This window comes from Prochlorococcus sp. MIT 1201, from assembly GCF_047303415.1.
Classification (GTDB): Bacteria; Cyanobacteriota; Cyanobacteriia; order PCC-6307; family Cyanobiaceae; genus Prochlorococcus; species Prochlorococcus marinus_D.
Genome location: NZ_CP138947.1, coordinates 822,830 through 838,844, shown reverse-complemented (window position 1 = coordinate 838,844; position 16,015 = coordinate 822,830). Strand labels below are relative to the sequence as shown.

The following is a 16,015-nucleotide window of genomic DNA, read 5'->3' as shown; positions in this document are numbered from 1 at the left end:
AGAAAGGAAATAACACTAAACCTGCCACAAAGAATGATCGGTTTAGCTATCAATACCGTTGTTGTATTTGTATAGCTGTTTTACAAATGGAAGGATTGGTTCAATCTCTTCTTTACACCTCTTGGAATTAATTTCTTCATCGTCCCAGTCGCCCTCTAACCATTGACAGGCAGTTAAATACATAAGAGTTTCATGATGCTCAGGTTTGTGAGGGTAAAGAATTTCAACTTTTTTCCAATCCCAATAATCTTTATCCTCACCTTCACCCCAACCATCTTCATCAATCTCCCAAGAGTTGGGTGAGAACTTACACCAAGAAGGGATGTCAAAGAATAACTTATCTTCATGCCAATCACAGTCATCCTCATCCACGTAACCTGATTTATAGATAAAATCAATTAACTCAGTTTCACTTGCTGGAACTTCAAAAGATGTCTTACCTTTGTCACCGGTTAAATCAAGGAGCTCTTGGTAGGTGTTTCCTTTGTAGGTAATCTTCATTTATTAATTATAGTTGTTCTTTAATGCTGCCGCAATAGATAAAGACATCTCCATCTCAATCCCAAGCCAATCGTTGTTGGCTGGAAAAAGCCTTCGCTTGTTGTTTCACTGGCGCCAGTGCTGATTGCTGCATTAAGCGGTTACAACGTTAGTGATTCATCCTGAGAATCTCCTTTTCCCCCTTCTGGAACATCGTTGTTAATACTGTTGCCATTCATGCCAATCACACCCACAGCTGTTGGGTTCTCAAGTGATTCAACGAAGTCATTACCCGCTTCTACAGCGTTTTGATCCTTAAACGCTTGGTTATCCCAGGTCGCTTCGCCTGTTGTTCCCTGGCTGTCGAGTTCCTGCCAGGAAATATCATCGGATCCGTTGAAGCTTGATTCTGTTCCATTCGCTGCTTGATGCAGGCTTTGGCCCCAATCGGCATCCAAGACAGCTAGATCTGCCATCGAGATCTGGCCATCAAAGTTGGCATCGACTCCTCGCGCCACACTGGCATCAACAAAGCCATCGTTATTGGTATCAACCTCAGTTGCACTGTCATCAGCACTGACTTGCTGTTGCCTTGCAGCACCAGCATTGAGATAAGCCAGATCTTTCATCGAGACCCGGCCGTCGTAGTTCAAATCGCCTTGATAGGTAATTAGGTTTTTGGAGCCCTTTTGATTTTCAAAGACGTCTGAGCCTGTTGCTTGAAGGCTGAGGATGCCTTGGCTTAGATCAACAACATTGCCTGCAGCACCGGTGATCTCAATATCGGCAACCAGTTGCGCTGTTTCTTGACCTGCTTGCACAAATGCGCCATCAACAAAGCTGCCACTCTCGAGGTTTGTTGATGTTTGACTGTCGTCAGGTGAACTGATATAGAAACCAGAGCTTGCCAAACTTGCATTGGCATTCGTTAGGCCAGTAATTTGTATGTCTTTGGCCTGAATGTTGCCCACATTGGTCCATTCACTTGTGGCTGTAATCGTATCGCCAGCTCGTACCAGATTTGTTTGTTTTGAGTTATAGGATCCAATCTCAAGATCACTACTTAAGATCAAGCCATCGCCTTGTTCTTCTAGGTTGATTGTTGCCTCATACAGGGTGACTTTGGTTCCTTCTACAGCCAAATCACCACCGAGATCGCGCAGACTCTTGATTTCACGATTGCTAAAGCCGCTGTTGTCTTCTAAGGCTTTAGAGAAAACTGTTTCATCTTGATTGGCACTCAAACCAAAGAACAGTGGTGTGCTGGGATCGTCGATGCTGCCATCTGAATTTTGAGTGAGCCCTGCAAGATTACGTTCATTGAAATTGACGTCTATCGACGCCAGAACATTTTCTGATGAGATTGATTGTCCAGCGGCAAGATCTCCAAGGCTTGCTGCTGCTATACGGATTGTGCCAGCATCATTATCAATCTGAACGGCATTAGCAATTGGCAACTGGCTACCAATCTTGATATCCGATGCTTTGATCTCATTAAACAAGTAGGGATCAAAGTTGATCGTTACATCTGCTGTTTCTAAGTTATAGCCTTCTGCAAGGCTCTTGGCTGTGATGTCCAGGCGATAGGTATCATCTAGATCAACAGAATCGCCAAGAACACCAAGTTGATTTAAACCAGTAGCATTGTCAACTTCTGTACCGTTGTTTAAATGCAGGCTATAACCGAGCTTAATGTCGCTATCTGCAGTAATTGCTAAAGAATTACCATATACATCAAGGGGTATTTCCGCAATACCGCCACTATATGGGAAACCATTAACAGGTTTCAGGTCACCATATGGCTCATATGGATTAGTAAGAAAATCTTGCCCCGCTCTTGTTTCGAGTTTGCCACCAGTATCAAACCAAGCATGCTTGCCAGGCTGGCCTGTCTGTAAGAAATCTCTGCTGAGGGGTGAACTAGGTGGACCAACATCTAAATTGAAATCAATAGCAGATAGAGGGGTTTGCCAAAGAAGGGTATTTCCATTTCCAGGCGTTATTTCACCACTACTCCATTTGTATCTACCTGCCAGATCAGTAGTCAGCCCCGTCCATTTACCAGCAACACCTTTGAGTGGGTCTCCGTTGTTAATTATAGTTTGATTGAAATTATTGGTTAACCATGTTTGTTCGGCTGCTGTATTGAGTGTGACCAGGTTGCCATTAAGCTTTACAGCATTGGCTTCTGCTTCTTCCCAGGAGTGCCCATCAACAATTACATAAGCTGAATTTCCGAGGACTGCATCTGCTGGGGGTGGAGTCTTATAAGTGTTCCATGTTTTAGCAATATCGGGATTGGTTCTTACGTCTGGCCCTGGTTTGCCTCTTGTGATTTCAACAGAAGAATCAAAAGCATCACCATGTACTTCAGTATCTTCTGGAATCAAAATACTCGATAGTTGAGTACCAGCAAATGCACCATCACCAATAGATGTGACGTTCTCTGGGATTACAACACTCGTGAGTTGAGTATTTAAAAATGCACCATCACCAATCGATTTGACCCCATCGCCTATAATAACACTCGTGAGTGGAGTTTGGCGGAATGCATCACTTCCAATCGAAGTAACGCTATTTGGGATCTCAACACTCGTGAGTTCAGTGCCCTCAAATGCACCCTCGCCAATCCATACATAACTGTTTTGGCTGTCTGCTGGAATGATTACATCATTCCCTTGGGCTTCAATGAGTGCTATGGCATCTAAATTGTTTAAGATTGACCCTTCTTCGACCAAAACAAATGACTTCGCTGTTGCTAATCCATCTGGGTCCTTAGCTTCTAGCCTTAAAGAATATGTCTCTTTTGTTTTTGTTTCTTCATCAGCAGGACCATTAATGACTAGCTGATCTCCGGTGACGCTAAAGAATGAATTGTCTTCACTGCCTCTTCCTGATATTAATGCGAAAGTATGACCATTTGGTGAATCAGGATCAGTCGCTGATAGTGATCCAATTGCAGTTCCTGGCAGGAGGCTTGCCTCAAAGCTTTTGACTGAAATGGATATATCTGTAGGAAACAAATAACGGCCATCACTCGAGAAGTTAATCGCTTCTATGTTTCGCAGTTGATCAGTACCATCTCTGCTCGTGGTATTATCAGCAACGCTAAATGTTTCACTGCTTCCATCAAGACTTAAAGTATATTCACCTCTAGTTCCACTGAAAAATACATAATCATCGGAACCTTCTCCGCCATCAATATTGTCATTACCAATGCCACCACTAATCGTGTCATTACCACCGCCTCCACTAATCGTGTCATGACCATCGCCCCCATCGACCACGTCATGACCATCTCCACCATCAATCACATCATTGCCAACTCCCCCATAAATCACGTCAATTCCAACTCCACCACTAAGCGAGTCATTGCCAACTCCACCACTAAGCGAGTCATTTCCTAATTGACCATTAATCGTGTCATTGCCAACACCACCATTAATTGTGTCATTAACATCTGTACCATCAATCACTTTATATATTGTGATTGAAACAGTTGAATCAAATGCTTCGCTATTCACCTCAGCACCTTCCGGAACTAAAACGCTCGTCAGTTCAGTATTCCCAAATGCCCTATTGCCAATCGAAGTAACACTATTTGGTATCTCAACACTCGTTAGTGGAGTATTCCAAAATGCATTATTGCCAATCGAAGTAACACTATTTGGTATCTCAATACTCGTCAGTTGAGTATTTGAAAATGCATGATCACCAATTGAAGTAACGCTATCTGGAATTACAATACTCGTCAGTGGAGTACTTGAAAATGAACTATCACCAATCGAAGTAACACTATTTGGCACTTCAATACTCGTCAGTTGAGTATTTGAAAATGCACTATTGCCAATCGAAGTAACACTATTTGGCATCTCAACACTCGTCAGTGGAGTACTTGAAAATGCCCTAAGACCAATCGAGGTAACGCTATTTGGGATCTCAATACTAGTGAGTTGAGTATTTGAAAATGCCCCTTCATCAATCGAGGTAACGCTATCTGGAATTACAACACTCTGTAGCGGAGTGCCCTGAAAGGCATGATTACCAATCGAGGTAACGCTATTTGGGATCTCAATACTCGTTAGGCCAGTGGTCTGAAAGGCATGATCACCAATCGAGATAACGCTATCTGGAATTACAACACTCTGTAGCGGAGTGCCCTGAAAGGCATTATTACCAATCCATCTATAGCTTTCTGGAATGATTAAATCTTGCCCTTGTGTAGCGATGAGGTCTATTGCATCTGATCGATAAAGGCTTTCATGTATTTGCTCGACCGAAACATATGGATCAAAAGTATTTTCTTGAATCTCTGTATTTTCTGGAATTATAACACTCGTTAGTGGAGTATTTGAAAATGCATAAGCACCAATCTCTGTAACGCTATTTGGGATGTCAATACTCGTTAGTTGAGTATCCTGAAATGCATGACGACCAATCGATTTAATTCCATCACTTAATACAACATTCGTCAGTTGAGAATTCCTAAATGCATGATCACCAATTGAAGTAACGCTATCTGGAATTACAATACTCGTCAGTGGAGTACTTGAAAATGAACTATCACCAATCGAAGTAACACTATTTGGCACCTCAATACTCGTCAGTTGAGTATCTGAAAATGCACTATTGCCAATCGAAGTAACACTATTTGGCACCTCAATACTCGTCAGTTGAGTATTTGAAAATGCACTATTGCCAATCGAAGTAACACTATTTGGTATCTCAACACTCGTTAGTGGAGTATTTGAAAATGCCATATCACCAATTGAAGTTACGCTATTTGGGATCTCAATACTCGTTAGTGGAGTATTCCAAAATGCACTATTGCCAATAGAAGTAACGCTATTTGGTATCTCAATACTCGTGAGTTGAGTATTTGAAAATGCCCCATCAGCAATCGATTTAATTCCATCACTTAATACAACACTCTGCAGCTGGGTGCCAAATGCATTATTGCCAATCGTAGTGACGCCATCACCAATAACAACACTCGTTAGTTGAGTATTCCTAAATGCATGATCACCAATTGAAGTAACGCTATCTGGGATCTCAATACTCGTTAGTGGAGTATTTGAAAATGCACTATTACCAATCGAAGTAACACTATTTGGTATCTCAATACTCGTTAGTTGAGTATTCCAAAATGCATTATTACCAATCGAAGTAACGCTATCTGGCATTACAATACTCGTCAGTGGAGTACTTGCAAATGCACTGTTACCAATGGAAGTAACGCTATTTGGTATCTCAATACTCGTTAGTTGAGTATTTGAAAATGCCCCATCACCAATCGATTCAATTCCATCACTTAATACAACACTTGTCAGTTGGTTGCCAAATGCCCTATTGCCAATCGAAGTAACACTATTTGGTATCTCAATACTCGTTAGTTGAGTATTCCAAAATGCATTATTGCCAATCGAAGTAACACTATTTGGGATCTCAACACTCGTCAGTGGAGTATTTTGGAATGCACTAGAGCCAATTGAAGTTACGCTATTTGGGATCTCAATACTCGTTAGTGGAGTATTCCAAAATGCACTATTGCCAATAGAAGTAACGCTATTTGGGATCTCAATACTCGTTAGTTGAGTATTCCAAAATGCATTATTGCCAATCGAAGTAACGCTATTTGGGATCTCAATACTCGTTAGTTGACTGCCCGCAAATGCCCCATCACCAATCGATTCAATTCCATCACTTAATACAACACTCTGCAGCTGGGTGCCAAATGCACTATTGCCAATCGAAGTAACGCTATTTGGGATCTCAACACTCGTCAGTGGAGTATTTTGGAATGCACTAGAGCCAATTGAAGTTACGCTATTTGGGATCTCAATACTCGTTAGTTGAGTATTCCAAAATGCATTATTGCCAATCGAAGTAACGCTATTTGGGATCTCAATACTCGTTAGTTGACTGCCCGCAAAAGCCCCATCACCAATCGATTCAATTCCATCACTTAATACAACACTCTGCAGCTGGGTGCCAAATGCACTATTGCCAATCGAAGTAACACTATTTGGCACCTCAATACTCGTCAGTTGAGTATTTGAAAATGCACTATTGCCAATCGAAGTAACACTATTTGGTATCTCAACACTCGTTAGTGGAGTATTTGAAAATGCCATATCACCAATTGAAGTAACACTATTTGGTATCTCAACACTCGTTAGTGGAGTATTTGAAAATGCCATATCACCAATTGAAGTAACACTATTTGGTATCTCAACACTCGTTAGTGGAGTATTTAAAAATGCACTATTGCCAATAGAAGTAACGCTATTTGGTATCTCAATACTCGTGAGTTGAGTATTTTGGAATGCACTATTGCCAATAGAAGTAACGCTATTTGGTATCTCAATACTCGTGAGTTGAGTATTTTGGAATGCCCCATCAGCAATCGATTTAATTCCATCACTTAATACAACACTCTGCAGCTGGGTGCCAAATGCATTATTGCCAATCGTAGTGACGCCATCACCAATAACAACACTCGTTAGTTGAGTATTCGTAAATGCATCACTTCCAATCGAGGTGACGCTATCTGGGATCTCAATACTCGTTAGTGGAGTATTTGAAAATGCACTATTACCAATCGAAGTAACGCTATTTGGGATCTCAATACTCGTTAGTGGAGTATTTGCAAATGCACTATTGCCAATCGAAGTAACGCTATTTGGGATCTCAATACTCGTTAGTTGACTATTGATAAATGCCCCATCACCAATCGATTTAATTCCATCACTTAATACAACACTCTGCAGCTGGGTGCCAAATGCACTATTGCCAATCGAAGTAACGCTATTTGGTATCTCAACACTCGTCAGTGGAGTATTTTGGAATGCACTAGAGCCAATTGAAGTAACGCTATTTGGGATCTCTATACTCGTCAGTGGAGTACCGGCAAATGCATTGTTACCAATCGAAGTAACGCTATTTGGGATCTCAATACTCGTTAGTTGAGTATTTGAAAATGCCCCATCACCAATCGATTTAATTCCATCACTTAATACAACACTCTGCAGCTGGGTACCAAATGCACTATTGCCAATCGAGGTAACGCTATTTGGGATCTTAACACTCCTCAGTTGAGTATTGAAAAATGCATAATCACCAATCTCTGTAACGCTATTTGGGATGTCAATACTCGTCAGTTGAGTATTTTGGAATGCACTAGAGCCAATTGAAGTAACGCTATTTGGTATCTCAATACTCGTTAGTGGAGTGCCGGCAAATGCATTATTACCAATCGAAGTAACGCTATTTGGGATCTCAACCTCCGTCAGTTGAGTATTTGAAAATGCACTGTTACCAATGGAAGTAACGCTATTTGGGATGTCAATACTCGTTAGTTGAGTATTTAAAAATGCACTGTTACCAATCGATTTAGTTCCATCACTTAATACAACACTCTGCAGCCGGGTGCCAAATGCATTATTGCCAATCGAAGTAACGCTATTTGGTATCTCAACACTCGTCAGTTGAGTATTCCAAAATGCTCTAGCACCAATCGAAGTGACGCTATTTGGGATTTCAACCTCCGTCAGTTCAGTACTATAAAATGCATCATATTCAATCGAAGTAACGCTATTTGGTATCTTAATACTCCTCAGTGGAGTATTTTGGAATGCACTAAATTCAATTGAAGTAACGCTATTTGGTATCTCAACGCTCGTCAGTTGAGTGTCCCGAAATGCACTATTGCCAATCGAAGTAACGCTATTTGGGATCTCAATACTCGTTAGTTGACTGCCCGCAAATGCCGCATCACCAATCGAAGTAACGCTATTTGGGATCTCAACCTCCGTCAGTTGAGTATTTGAAAATGCCCCATCACGAATCGAAGTAACGCTATCTGGAATTACAATACTCGTCAGTTGAGTATTTGAAAATGCCCCATCACGAATCGAAGTAACGCTATCTGGAATTACAATACTCGTCAGTTGAGTATTTTGGAATGCACTAGAGCCAATTGAAGTAACGCTATTTGGGATCTCAATACTCGTTAGTTGAGTACCGGCAAATGCATTGTTACCAATCGAAATAACGCTATTTGGTATCTCAATACTCGTTAGTTGAGTATTTGAAAATGCCCCATCAGCAATCGATTTAATTCCATCACTTAATACAACACTCTGCAGCTGGGTGCCAAATGCCATATTGCCAATCGAAGTAACGCTATTTGGTATCTCAACACTCGTCAGTTGAGTATTGAAAAATGCCATATCACCAATCGAAGTGACGCTATTTGGGATTTCAACACTCGTCAGTTGAGTATGTGAAAATGCATTACTGTCAATCGCGGTATACCCTTCCGGAATTATTACAGCATTCCCTTGGGTTCCAATTAGGGCTAATGCATCTGCTTGGCTGAGGGAATTTCTCATTTGCAACCATACTCGTTAGAGGAGTAGTCAAAAGCAGTCAAGAGATCAGCTTTGGATTCTTGAGTTTGCTGCTTAATTATTCTTATAAGAGTATTTTTCTCATTACATATTCTACTGATTAATCGAAAGTGACTGATGGGCTTTTCGCCGTTAACTTGCTTCAAGAGAAGGCTTTGATTACGCTGCTTATCTTCTAAATACTGACTTCTTCGCTTACACCCAAACGCAAAACTTGAGTAACTTGATGGGACGCTTATGGAAGTCATCACTTGTACCAGCGTATAATCTCATCTTACTTCTTTGCTAGGCACAAGGAGGATTTGTTTACGTCAGTAAATACTTAAGTATTTATGCTTTTTTTGCTTATCTATTGGCCATTAAGGTCCTGTCCACTTAGTTGATCATCCAAAGGCTTGCTTGAACGAATCACGCATTGTGCGAAAGCTGGTGGTTCTGTAGCTGCCGTTGTGAACTTCTTCGCAGTGGCCCATCGCTGCGCAGAGATCAGCCTTGTGCACCTGCATCGATTCGCAAACGAGTGAATAGGTGTCGCGGAAGCTATAGGGCCTTAGCCATTCGCCTTGCACGGCCAAGAGCTTGTAATGCATCCTCAGGGCCCATCGCGAATTGTTGAACGCAGGCAGCTAATCCAACTTCCGTTCCTGCCAATGAGATCCCAGATACCACAGATGGTGAGTAAGCAACCAAATCGTATTTGGGCCCAACAGTCTCTGTATCAGACATAAATTCTGCTACCTCATCATCAGAGGAGTTTGCAGAAGTAATCGCCAATACCTTGTATTCGTTTTCAAAGGCTTTGCAGAACCTCTCGACAGCTGTTGCTTCGCCCATAGAGAGCCAGACCTTCTTGCCACTCTGCAGGATTTCTGAAGCAAGGCTCTGTAGGTGATCGATGTTCGCTTTGGATGGCGCGCCTACATACAGAACACTCTCACGAGTAAAGGTCGATTTGATTACCTCTGGCTTGACTCCACTGAGCGACTGCAGCCACGCAAGCTCTATATCGCCCATACCGGATTCAGCAGTAATAACAGTGACGCAAGGGTTGCTAACCAGCCTCTCGATTGCATTCACTGCATCTCTTCGAATCTTCGGCATTCCATCGGTACCACCTACCAAAAGATGAAACGCGCTCTGGCTGATCTCGTCTAAGAACAGAATCGTGCCTCTAGGATTCTCTTCCAGGTCGTAAGACATTGCCAGCAGAGTTTTTTCCATGTCTGGCTTCTTGATTGACTCACAGCAGCAGAAGAGTCCGTCTCTGGTGGAATTGCAACCTTCACGATCTGCCGTTCCAGGAAGTGCCGACATATCTCTAACGCCGAACTCAGCCGCACCCTTGTGAACTAAGGACTTGCGGTGATAGAGGCCAATGACAACGGATTTGCTGCCAGAGACTCGTTCCATCAACTCGACAGCAGCGACGCTTGCCGTTGTCTTACCTGTGCCTGTAGCGCCAACCAGCGCAATCACCCGGCTTTCGACCATTGCCTTGGCTATGTCTTTTGCAGCGAACTCACGATCGATAGTCGTAGTTGGCCATTCACCCACAAGCCTTGAATAGTGAGGCAGCTTGCTTTTCCCAACGACCCTGAGGTCCTCCCACTTCTTGCCCGGTATTGGCTCCCGCAATGGCTCTTGGCCCCGATAGCGGCGTCTGAACTGCTCAGCGAGATAATCGTCCGTCTTCTCTGGCAGATCACCACCGGTCCAACAAAACCAACCTGCTTTTGCACCAGCCTTGTGTAGCTGATTGCTGAGCCTTTCAGCAGCCTTGCATGAAGACTCACCGTGATCGAAGCGAACCGTCATTGGTCGCCCATCCTTCGCTAGTTGCGCAAGCATTGGTCGCAGTCGATCAGGGCGTGACTTCTGGCCTGCAGAGTTGATGCCGTTCAACCCAACTGCAAGCTGACCAGCGGATGTTGCCGCTAGTGCTTTCAGTGCTGACTCCTCAACCCAAAGAGGAACTACTGGATGAGCAACTACAAATTCCCAGGCATGGAGCGGTTCATACGTTTCACGGTTAGCTGTGAAGCCGTAAATACCCAGGCGGTCCATCGCGCCTTCGTAACTCAGGGGCGGGAGGTAGAGCCGCACACGAGTGCCCCGGCAATCGAACTTGTTCCTCTTCGAGCCTCTCTCTCGGTGACTTGGATGAAGACGTTGGCCAGCAAGTTCAAGCCCAGGACTGAGCGCGCCTTTGCTGTTGGCGTTGACGCTGTAGAGGTTCCAATTGTCTGGCTGTGTCTGCTGAAAATACTCACGATTGCGGCGTTCAATCTTTCGTTCTTCTTGAACCACCTCGTTGGGCCGCAAGTCCATATTTTCGCGAGCTTGTTGCTTGCACTTCTCCTTATGACGTTCAACCGCCTGCTCCCAGCCTTGGTCCTTACCCAGAGTGATCGCTCCTGGAGCGAATAGCTGAGGATCGATCCTGTGGTCAAAGATCAACTCACCCAGCGTCTGTATTGGGAGAACTCGAACAAGATCTCCATTGGAATTGCTGCAGTTGTAAGGGCTCATACAACCTCCTCCGCAGACATAAGCGAGTAAATCTCAATTTCACTCGCAAGATCTTGCTGTTTATTGGCATATAACTTGGTTTGCTCGACTTGCCATTGACAGATGGCATTGACGTTCCACAGAACTCGTCCACCAGGACTTCCGGTGGCATAGATCCAGTGTTCGCCAGCAATGAACTCACAGGTTGACTTCTTTGAACGAAGCCAGCTGATCGACACACCAAGATGTTTGGCTGCTTGGGCAGTGCCAATTAAAGAAAAGTTGTCCATGAAGCTTTTGGAGACGATCAAGGACCACCAGGGACATCTCAGATGGTCTTGCCCTCCACACCCTTTGCATGAGGTTCTCCGGTCTGTTGCAATCGATGCCTCGATTACGACCTGACGCTGCAGACTCTTCTGATTCGTCCCGTCAAATCCACCAAGGGAACTGCAACCCAGCCTTGATGATCTATTCAGCTTGAGGAGCACGGGAGCTCTAACCCTCTCAGCTTTGATGTTTCGCGTTTGGTGTGAAGGAACTATCGCTACTGAAAGGCTACGAGGGGTTGTTTGCTCTTTTCTCCCTCCGGGCTGAGTTCTTGCATGCACCACCTTTTTGGGGCGCGTGTGCGCAAAAAAGTGACGCCTTGCGCACATCTTGCGCACAAGGTGGTGGCCTAACCATCGAGAAACCAGTCGGGGCGACAGGATTCGAACCTGCGACCTAGTGCTCCCAAAGCACCCGCGCTACCAAGCTGCGCCACGCCCCGCCACGATAGAATCCTAATCTCTGGGGTGCTTATCAGTAAAACCTTTGCCCCCAAAAGGTTGGGCCTTTTTGTAGAGACTCACTCTGAGTTCGTTTGTGGCGTGGGCGTCACTCAGCCGATCGGGCTGATTTTCCTCCCTTGATGCTCTGAAAAGGCAACGACAACCCCCATAACTTTGGTTGGCGCAGACTTTCAGCAAGAGTCGGCAGGGATCATCTAGGCCATTTTTTTTGATAGTCATGACTTTAAAATCGAGCGATTGTCCATGATCATGATCACCTCATGCTGATAGGGCTATCTCTCGATGAGCTAAAAATTCAGAAGCTAATGATGGAGATTGGTCGAGCAGAGACCAATTTGAGCTTTGGCAAGCACTATTCAGGAACATACTGATGCAACACCCTCCACAAGAATTGATTCGCCGCTTGGAGCGAGTGCTGACTCCGAAAGAAATGGAAGCCTGGCTAGAAGGCAGGCAACAATCATTGGCAGCGGGAGCAGAGCCACCACCGATTCCAACATGGGGTTTGCCATCACCTAGCCCCAATAGGAATATCTAGCTTACAGAGAAGTTGTAATTTTTCCTTCTCTATTCTGATTGAATCATTCAATGGTTGTTGGTGTTTTAGCAGCGCTTTGTGGATCTCTTGCTTGGACATTAAGTAGTAGTCTTTGGCGCTCAATCGAAACGTCTTTAACTGCCTGGCAATTAAATGGTCTTAAGATCGTCATTGCCACATTATTTTTGTGCCCTGTACTTCTATTCTTGCCATGGTCTGAACAGAGCAATGGCTTGATGTTGTTAATGGCCAGTGGTGCTTTAGGTATTGCATTGGGAGATAGCTTCTACTTCGCTGCACTGCGTCGACTAGGAACACGAAGAACATTGACGATTGAAGCGCTAGGGCCTCTTTTGGCGAGCTTTTACGGAATGACATTTTTGGCTGAGATAATTAATTTGAATTCATGGTTTGGAGCAATGCTTGTTGCTACATCAGTCGTGATTGCAGCCTTTCAGCAACCGCCGGAAAAGGGAGTGGGTTTCAATCGACAGTTCTCGTCTCAACGATTGGGCCTGCTCTTTGCTCTCTCTGGTGTTATTTGCGGCGTTAGTGGTGCCGCACTTTCACGCCAGGTACTGCTTTTAGGACAGATCACACCTTTGCAAAGTGCCGCGATTCGTTTACTAGGTGGATTGTTGCTCATTATTCCTTGGCTAGGCAAATGTATTCGACCAATTCCTTATCCACGTCCGTCACAAGTCCGTTGGCCCAGGATTCTGTTTGCAACATTGTTGGGAACCAACCTTGGCATTATTTTGCAACAGCTAGCTCTGCAAAAGCTTCCCTTAGGGATTGGGGTGACATTACTGAGCAGCTCACCTGTAATGGCTTTGCTTCTTTGCCGCTATGAAGGCGATAGACTAAGGATTGGAGGAATAGCTGCATCTTTTATGGCAGTTTTTGGAATTTGGCTTGCAGTAACTAGCTAAATACAAAAAGATTTAACTCTATTAAATAGAATCCTTTGATTTTGTCAGCGAACTCAGACTCGCCATGGCATTAACCATTACTTATTAAGAGGGAGAGGTTATCAAAGATCTCAGAGTTGGCTTTGGTGTCTTAAAGATTGCCAGGTTCTAATCAAAAGGTTAGAGGTTAAAAAATCAGATAAGTTGAAGAAGTTGTTCTTCAACTTATTGATAACACCTGGCGAGATTCTGATGAGAAGAATCAAGTCTTTGCTCTAGCTCTTAGGCTGACATTATTTGTTACTAGGTAGCCATATATAAACTCTGGATGTCATAAATGAACGCATCAGATATTGAGAAGCCTTAACAAAGCAAGGTGTCTCTTGTCGCTTGAAGACAGCCAGAGAGTCTAAATAATTGAATTGTCATTCAATGCCCATACTGCCCTGCTAATAGATGCTCATTGTCTTTTCATAACGTTTGGCATCGGCCATAGCTAGGGCAAAAGCAACCTTCAAATGGAAAGTCGAGGTAATGAGCATTGCTTTTACATTTGCTCTATCGCTGTCGATAAAGAGCTACTCAGTTTTGGCTTCAGTTAGGCCCCTTATGGGTCGCACTGACTCCAGAGGGAGCATCGTGACCACCAGCCATTTGCTTAAGGGACTGACTAGCGCAGATCGTGCTTAGGGCAATTACAACCAAGGATCCAGTGCGCAGAACCTCCAGAACGATAGGGAGGTGAGCATTGATTCGGTCTCGAACAGTTGTCATCAGATCAATTGAGAACATCCAATTACAGCAAACAATCAACCAAGAAAAAACCCTTGGTGGAATTTTTGAAGGGAGACGTTGCTTGAATGTCTTGATTGAAATGGAAGATGCCGGCGAATTCTGCCTTAAGCCTTGAACTAGCTCAGCAATCTGACCTGACAATGATCTTGACCAGTCATACCCAATGCTGTTTTGCGCTAGAGGCTAGATGAGACAGGGATCCCACAAGCGTCAGTTTGTTCGTGAAGATCATTGGAACAACTGTCTACCCTTGCAATCGAACAAGCTTGGCCTGGTTGAGTTTTTGGAGCCCAGAGAAATTGGCTAAAGCTCTGTTCAGCAATAGGTTGGAGTTAGACGATGGTCAATCACTGCAGAGAGAAGCAAGACCTTGCCTGACCAGCCCTGAGAAGATCGCCAGACAAATGCTTTCTATTTCTGGTTTGACTGCCAAATTGCATGACCAGCAAAGGGCTTTACTTGTCTCAGCCGATAGTGTTGCTGAAATCGGTCAAACAACGGAGCCGTTCTCATCACTTGTGGATCATCAACCCTGAGGCTCAGCAGGTTGATTGCTGCGTAGAGCGGAGCGGAGCAGAGCAGATCAACTCATATCAGAATAAGGAAACAACCAGGGCTTTGTAGCAACGTAAGACATTCACTCCTCGTGGCAGGAAAGGCAACGGCTATACGAATGCTGTCCTCAATTGATGTCTTGATGTTGCGATGACGTCAGGCCACTGCAATAGAGTCTGTACGGCTTAGCCAAAAATTATCCTTATGGCTCAGGAGGCCCTGATGGACTCTCTCTCTTCTATGGATGTTTTGGGATTAATAGCTGGAACACTAACCACAATTGCTTTTGTACCTCAATTAGTAAAGGTTTGGCGTTCTAAATCAGCAAAAGACATCTCTTACGTGATGTTCATTCTATTTATCGCCGGCATCATCCTATGGGAAATATATGGCTGGGGAATACATTCTATGCCAGTAATCCTGTTTAATGTGATCACCTTCATACTAGGACTGGCAATCCTAATCCTTAAGTTTGTCTTTGACAGGCCAGCTGGGGGGGCAACGGAGACATCAAAATAAAATTCGTGAATGGCGAGTTCAGTGATTAATTTATTTTTATTGGAAAGACAAGTCTAATAACAGTTCAATGGCGATAATATGCTCGTAAAAGTGTTTAGATTGAGCAGACATACAGCATTAATTGATCTCTATACTTGGTGCAAAGTTGTTCAATTGCGGCCAGTTTTGAAATTTTACACCATTGCCTGGGTTGACCTAATCCAAGTCAATCTCTTGTGTTTACGACTCGAAGCCTTTATATCGACGAACATTTGTGTGAGCAGAATCACAGCATATCTCGTCTCTGATCACTACTGGTCAGGCTTTTTTGGCAGAGACTATCAACATTGAGAGCTTTATGCTTTCTCACTTATCTCAGACCGATGAACAGCAAAACTCCCAAGAAACAACAAAAGGTAAAATTTTAAAACGTGTGAAATATCTAACGAATCACGGTCGTCACCATGAAGCCCACTCATTGTTTTCTAAACATTTTAAATGAAGCAAGTCTTCGCAAAAATTGTT

General features: G+C 43.8%; 10 protein-coding genes and 1 tRNA gene. 4 read left to right on the top strand and 7 right to left on the bottom strand.

Translation table 11 applies throughout. The features are described 5' to 3' along the window. Nucleotides 1–42 precede the first annotated feature (42 nt). The 6 genes from SIB41_RS04190 to SIB41_RS04165 form a co-directional block, all read right to left on the bottom strand. Nucleotides 43–501, bottom strand: coding sequence for a hypothetical protein (locus SIB41_RS04190; protein WP_413360675.1), 459 nt, complete (start codon nucleotides 499–501; stop codon nucleotides 43–45). Nucleotides 502–641: 140 nt separating this feature from the next. Continuing rightward, on the bottom strand, nucleotides 642–8,873 hold the full coding sequence (locus SIB41_RS04185) for a leucine-rich repeat protein (protein WP_413360673.1): 8,232 nt from the start codon (nucleotides 8,871–8,873) through the stop codon (nucleotides 642–644). 401 nt (nucleotides 8,874–9,274) lie between these two features. Continuing rightward, entirely contained in the window at nucleotides 9,275–9,466 is a 192-nt protein-coding gene (locus SIB41_RS04180) for a hypothetical protein (RefSeq protein WP_413360672.1), read from the bottom strand. Further along, on the bottom strand, nucleotides 9,432–11,420 hold the full coding sequence (locus tag SIB41_RS04175; protein WP_413360670.1) for a DUF3854 domain-containing protein: 1,989 nt from the start codon (nucleotides 11,418–11,420) through the stop codon (nucleotides 9,432–9,434). Before SIB41_RS04175 ends, SIB41_RS04180 begins: the two co-directional genes overlap by 35 nt. Continuing rightward, nucleotides 11,417–11,689: a hypothetical protein gene (locus tag SIB41_RS04170; protein ID WP_413360668.1), complete on the bottom strand. Its 273-nt coding sequence runs from the start codon at nucleotides 11,687–11,689 to the stop codon at nucleotides 11,417–11,419. Before SIB41_RS04170 ends, SIB41_RS04175 begins: the two co-directional genes overlap by 4 nt. A 408-nt stretch (nucleotides 11,690–12,097) precedes the next feature. Then, nucleotides 12,098–12,171: transfer RNA gene (locus SIB41_RS04165), tRNA-Pro, on the bottom strand. Between the two features lie 392 nt (nucleotides 12,172–12,563). Here SIB41_RS04165 and SIB41_RS04160 point away from each other — a divergent pair. Both SIB41_RS04160 and SIB41_RS04155 read left to right on the top strand, forming a co-directional pair. After that, nucleotides 12,564–12,731: a hypothetical protein gene (locus tag SIB41_RS04160; RefSeq protein WP_169276481.1), complete on the top strand. Its 168-nt coding sequence runs from the start codon at nucleotides 12,564–12,566 to the stop codon at nucleotides 12,729–12,731. Between the two features lie 50 nt (nucleotides 12,732–12,781). After that, nucleotides 12,782–13,663 (top strand): EamA family transporter, encoded by an 882-nt coding sequence (locus tag SIB41_RS04155; protein WP_413360666.1) that lies wholly within the window; start codon nucleotides 12,782–12,784, stop codon nucleotides 13,661–13,663. Between the two features lie 573 nt (nucleotides 13,664–14,236). On the opposite strand, the gene SIB41_RS04150 is transcribed toward SIB41_RS04155, so the two are convergent. Further along, on the bottom strand, nucleotides 14,237–14,416 hold the full coding sequence (locus tag SIB41_RS04150; protein ID WP_413360663.1) for a hypothetical protein: 180 nt from the start codon (nucleotides 14,414–14,416) through the stop codon (nucleotides 14,237–14,239). A gap of 320 nt (nucleotides 14,417–14,736) precedes the next feature. Here SIB41_RS04150 and SIB41_RS04145 point away from each other — a divergent pair, with 320 nt between their 5' ends. Further along, nucleotides 14,737–14,973 (top strand): hypothetical protein, encoded by a 237-nt coding sequence (locus tag SIB41_RS04145; protein ID WP_413360661.1) that lies wholly within the window; start codon nucleotides 14,737–14,739, stop codon nucleotides 14,971–14,973. Between the two features lie 241 nt (nucleotides 14,974–15,214). After that, nucleotides 15,215–15,511 (top strand): SemiSWEET family sugar transporter, encoded by a 297-nt coding sequence (locus tag SIB41_RS04140; RefSeq protein ID WP_413360659.1) that lies wholly within the window; start codon nucleotides 15,215–15,217, stop codon nucleotides 15,509–15,511. Nucleotides 15,512–16,015 lie beyond the last annotated feature (504 nt).

What these genes read in the sequence shown, in the direction of transcription:
- SIB41_RS04155 (WP_413360666.1), top strand. Translation starts at nt 12,782, where the DNA reads ATGGTTGTTGGTGTTTTAGCAGCGCTTTGTGGATCTCTTGCTTGGACA.
- SIB41_RS04140 (WP_413360659.1), top strand. Translation starts at nt 15,215, where the DNA reads ATGGACTCTCTCTCTTCTATGGATGTTTTGGGATTAATAGCTGGAACA.
- SIB41_RS04150 (WP_413360663.1), bottom strand. Translation starts at nt 14,416, where the DNA reads ATGACAACTGTTCGAGACCGAATCAATGCTCACCTCCCTATCGTTCTG.
- SIB41_RS04170 (WP_413360668.1), bottom strand. Translation starts at nt 11,689, where the DNA reads ATGGACAACTTTTCTTTAATTGGCACTGCCCAAGCAGCCAAACATCTT.
- SIB41_RS04190 (WP_413360675.1), bottom strand. Translation starts at nt 501, where the DNA reads ATGAAGATTACCTACAAAGGAAACACCTACCAAGAGCTCCTTGATTTA.
- SIB41_RS04185 (WP_413360673.1), bottom strand. Translation starts at nt 8,873, where the DNA reads ATGAGAAATTCCCTCAGCCAAGCAGATGCATTAGCCCTAATTGGAACC.
- SIB41_RS04175 (WP_413360670.1), bottom strand. Translation starts at nt 11,420, where the DNA reads ATGAGCCCTTACAACTGCAGCAATTCCAATGGAGATCTTGTTCGAGTT.
- SIB41_RS04160 (WP_169276481.1), top strand. Translation starts at nt 12,564, where the DNA reads ATGCAACACCCTCCACAAGAATTGATTCGCCGCTTGGAGCGAGTGCTG.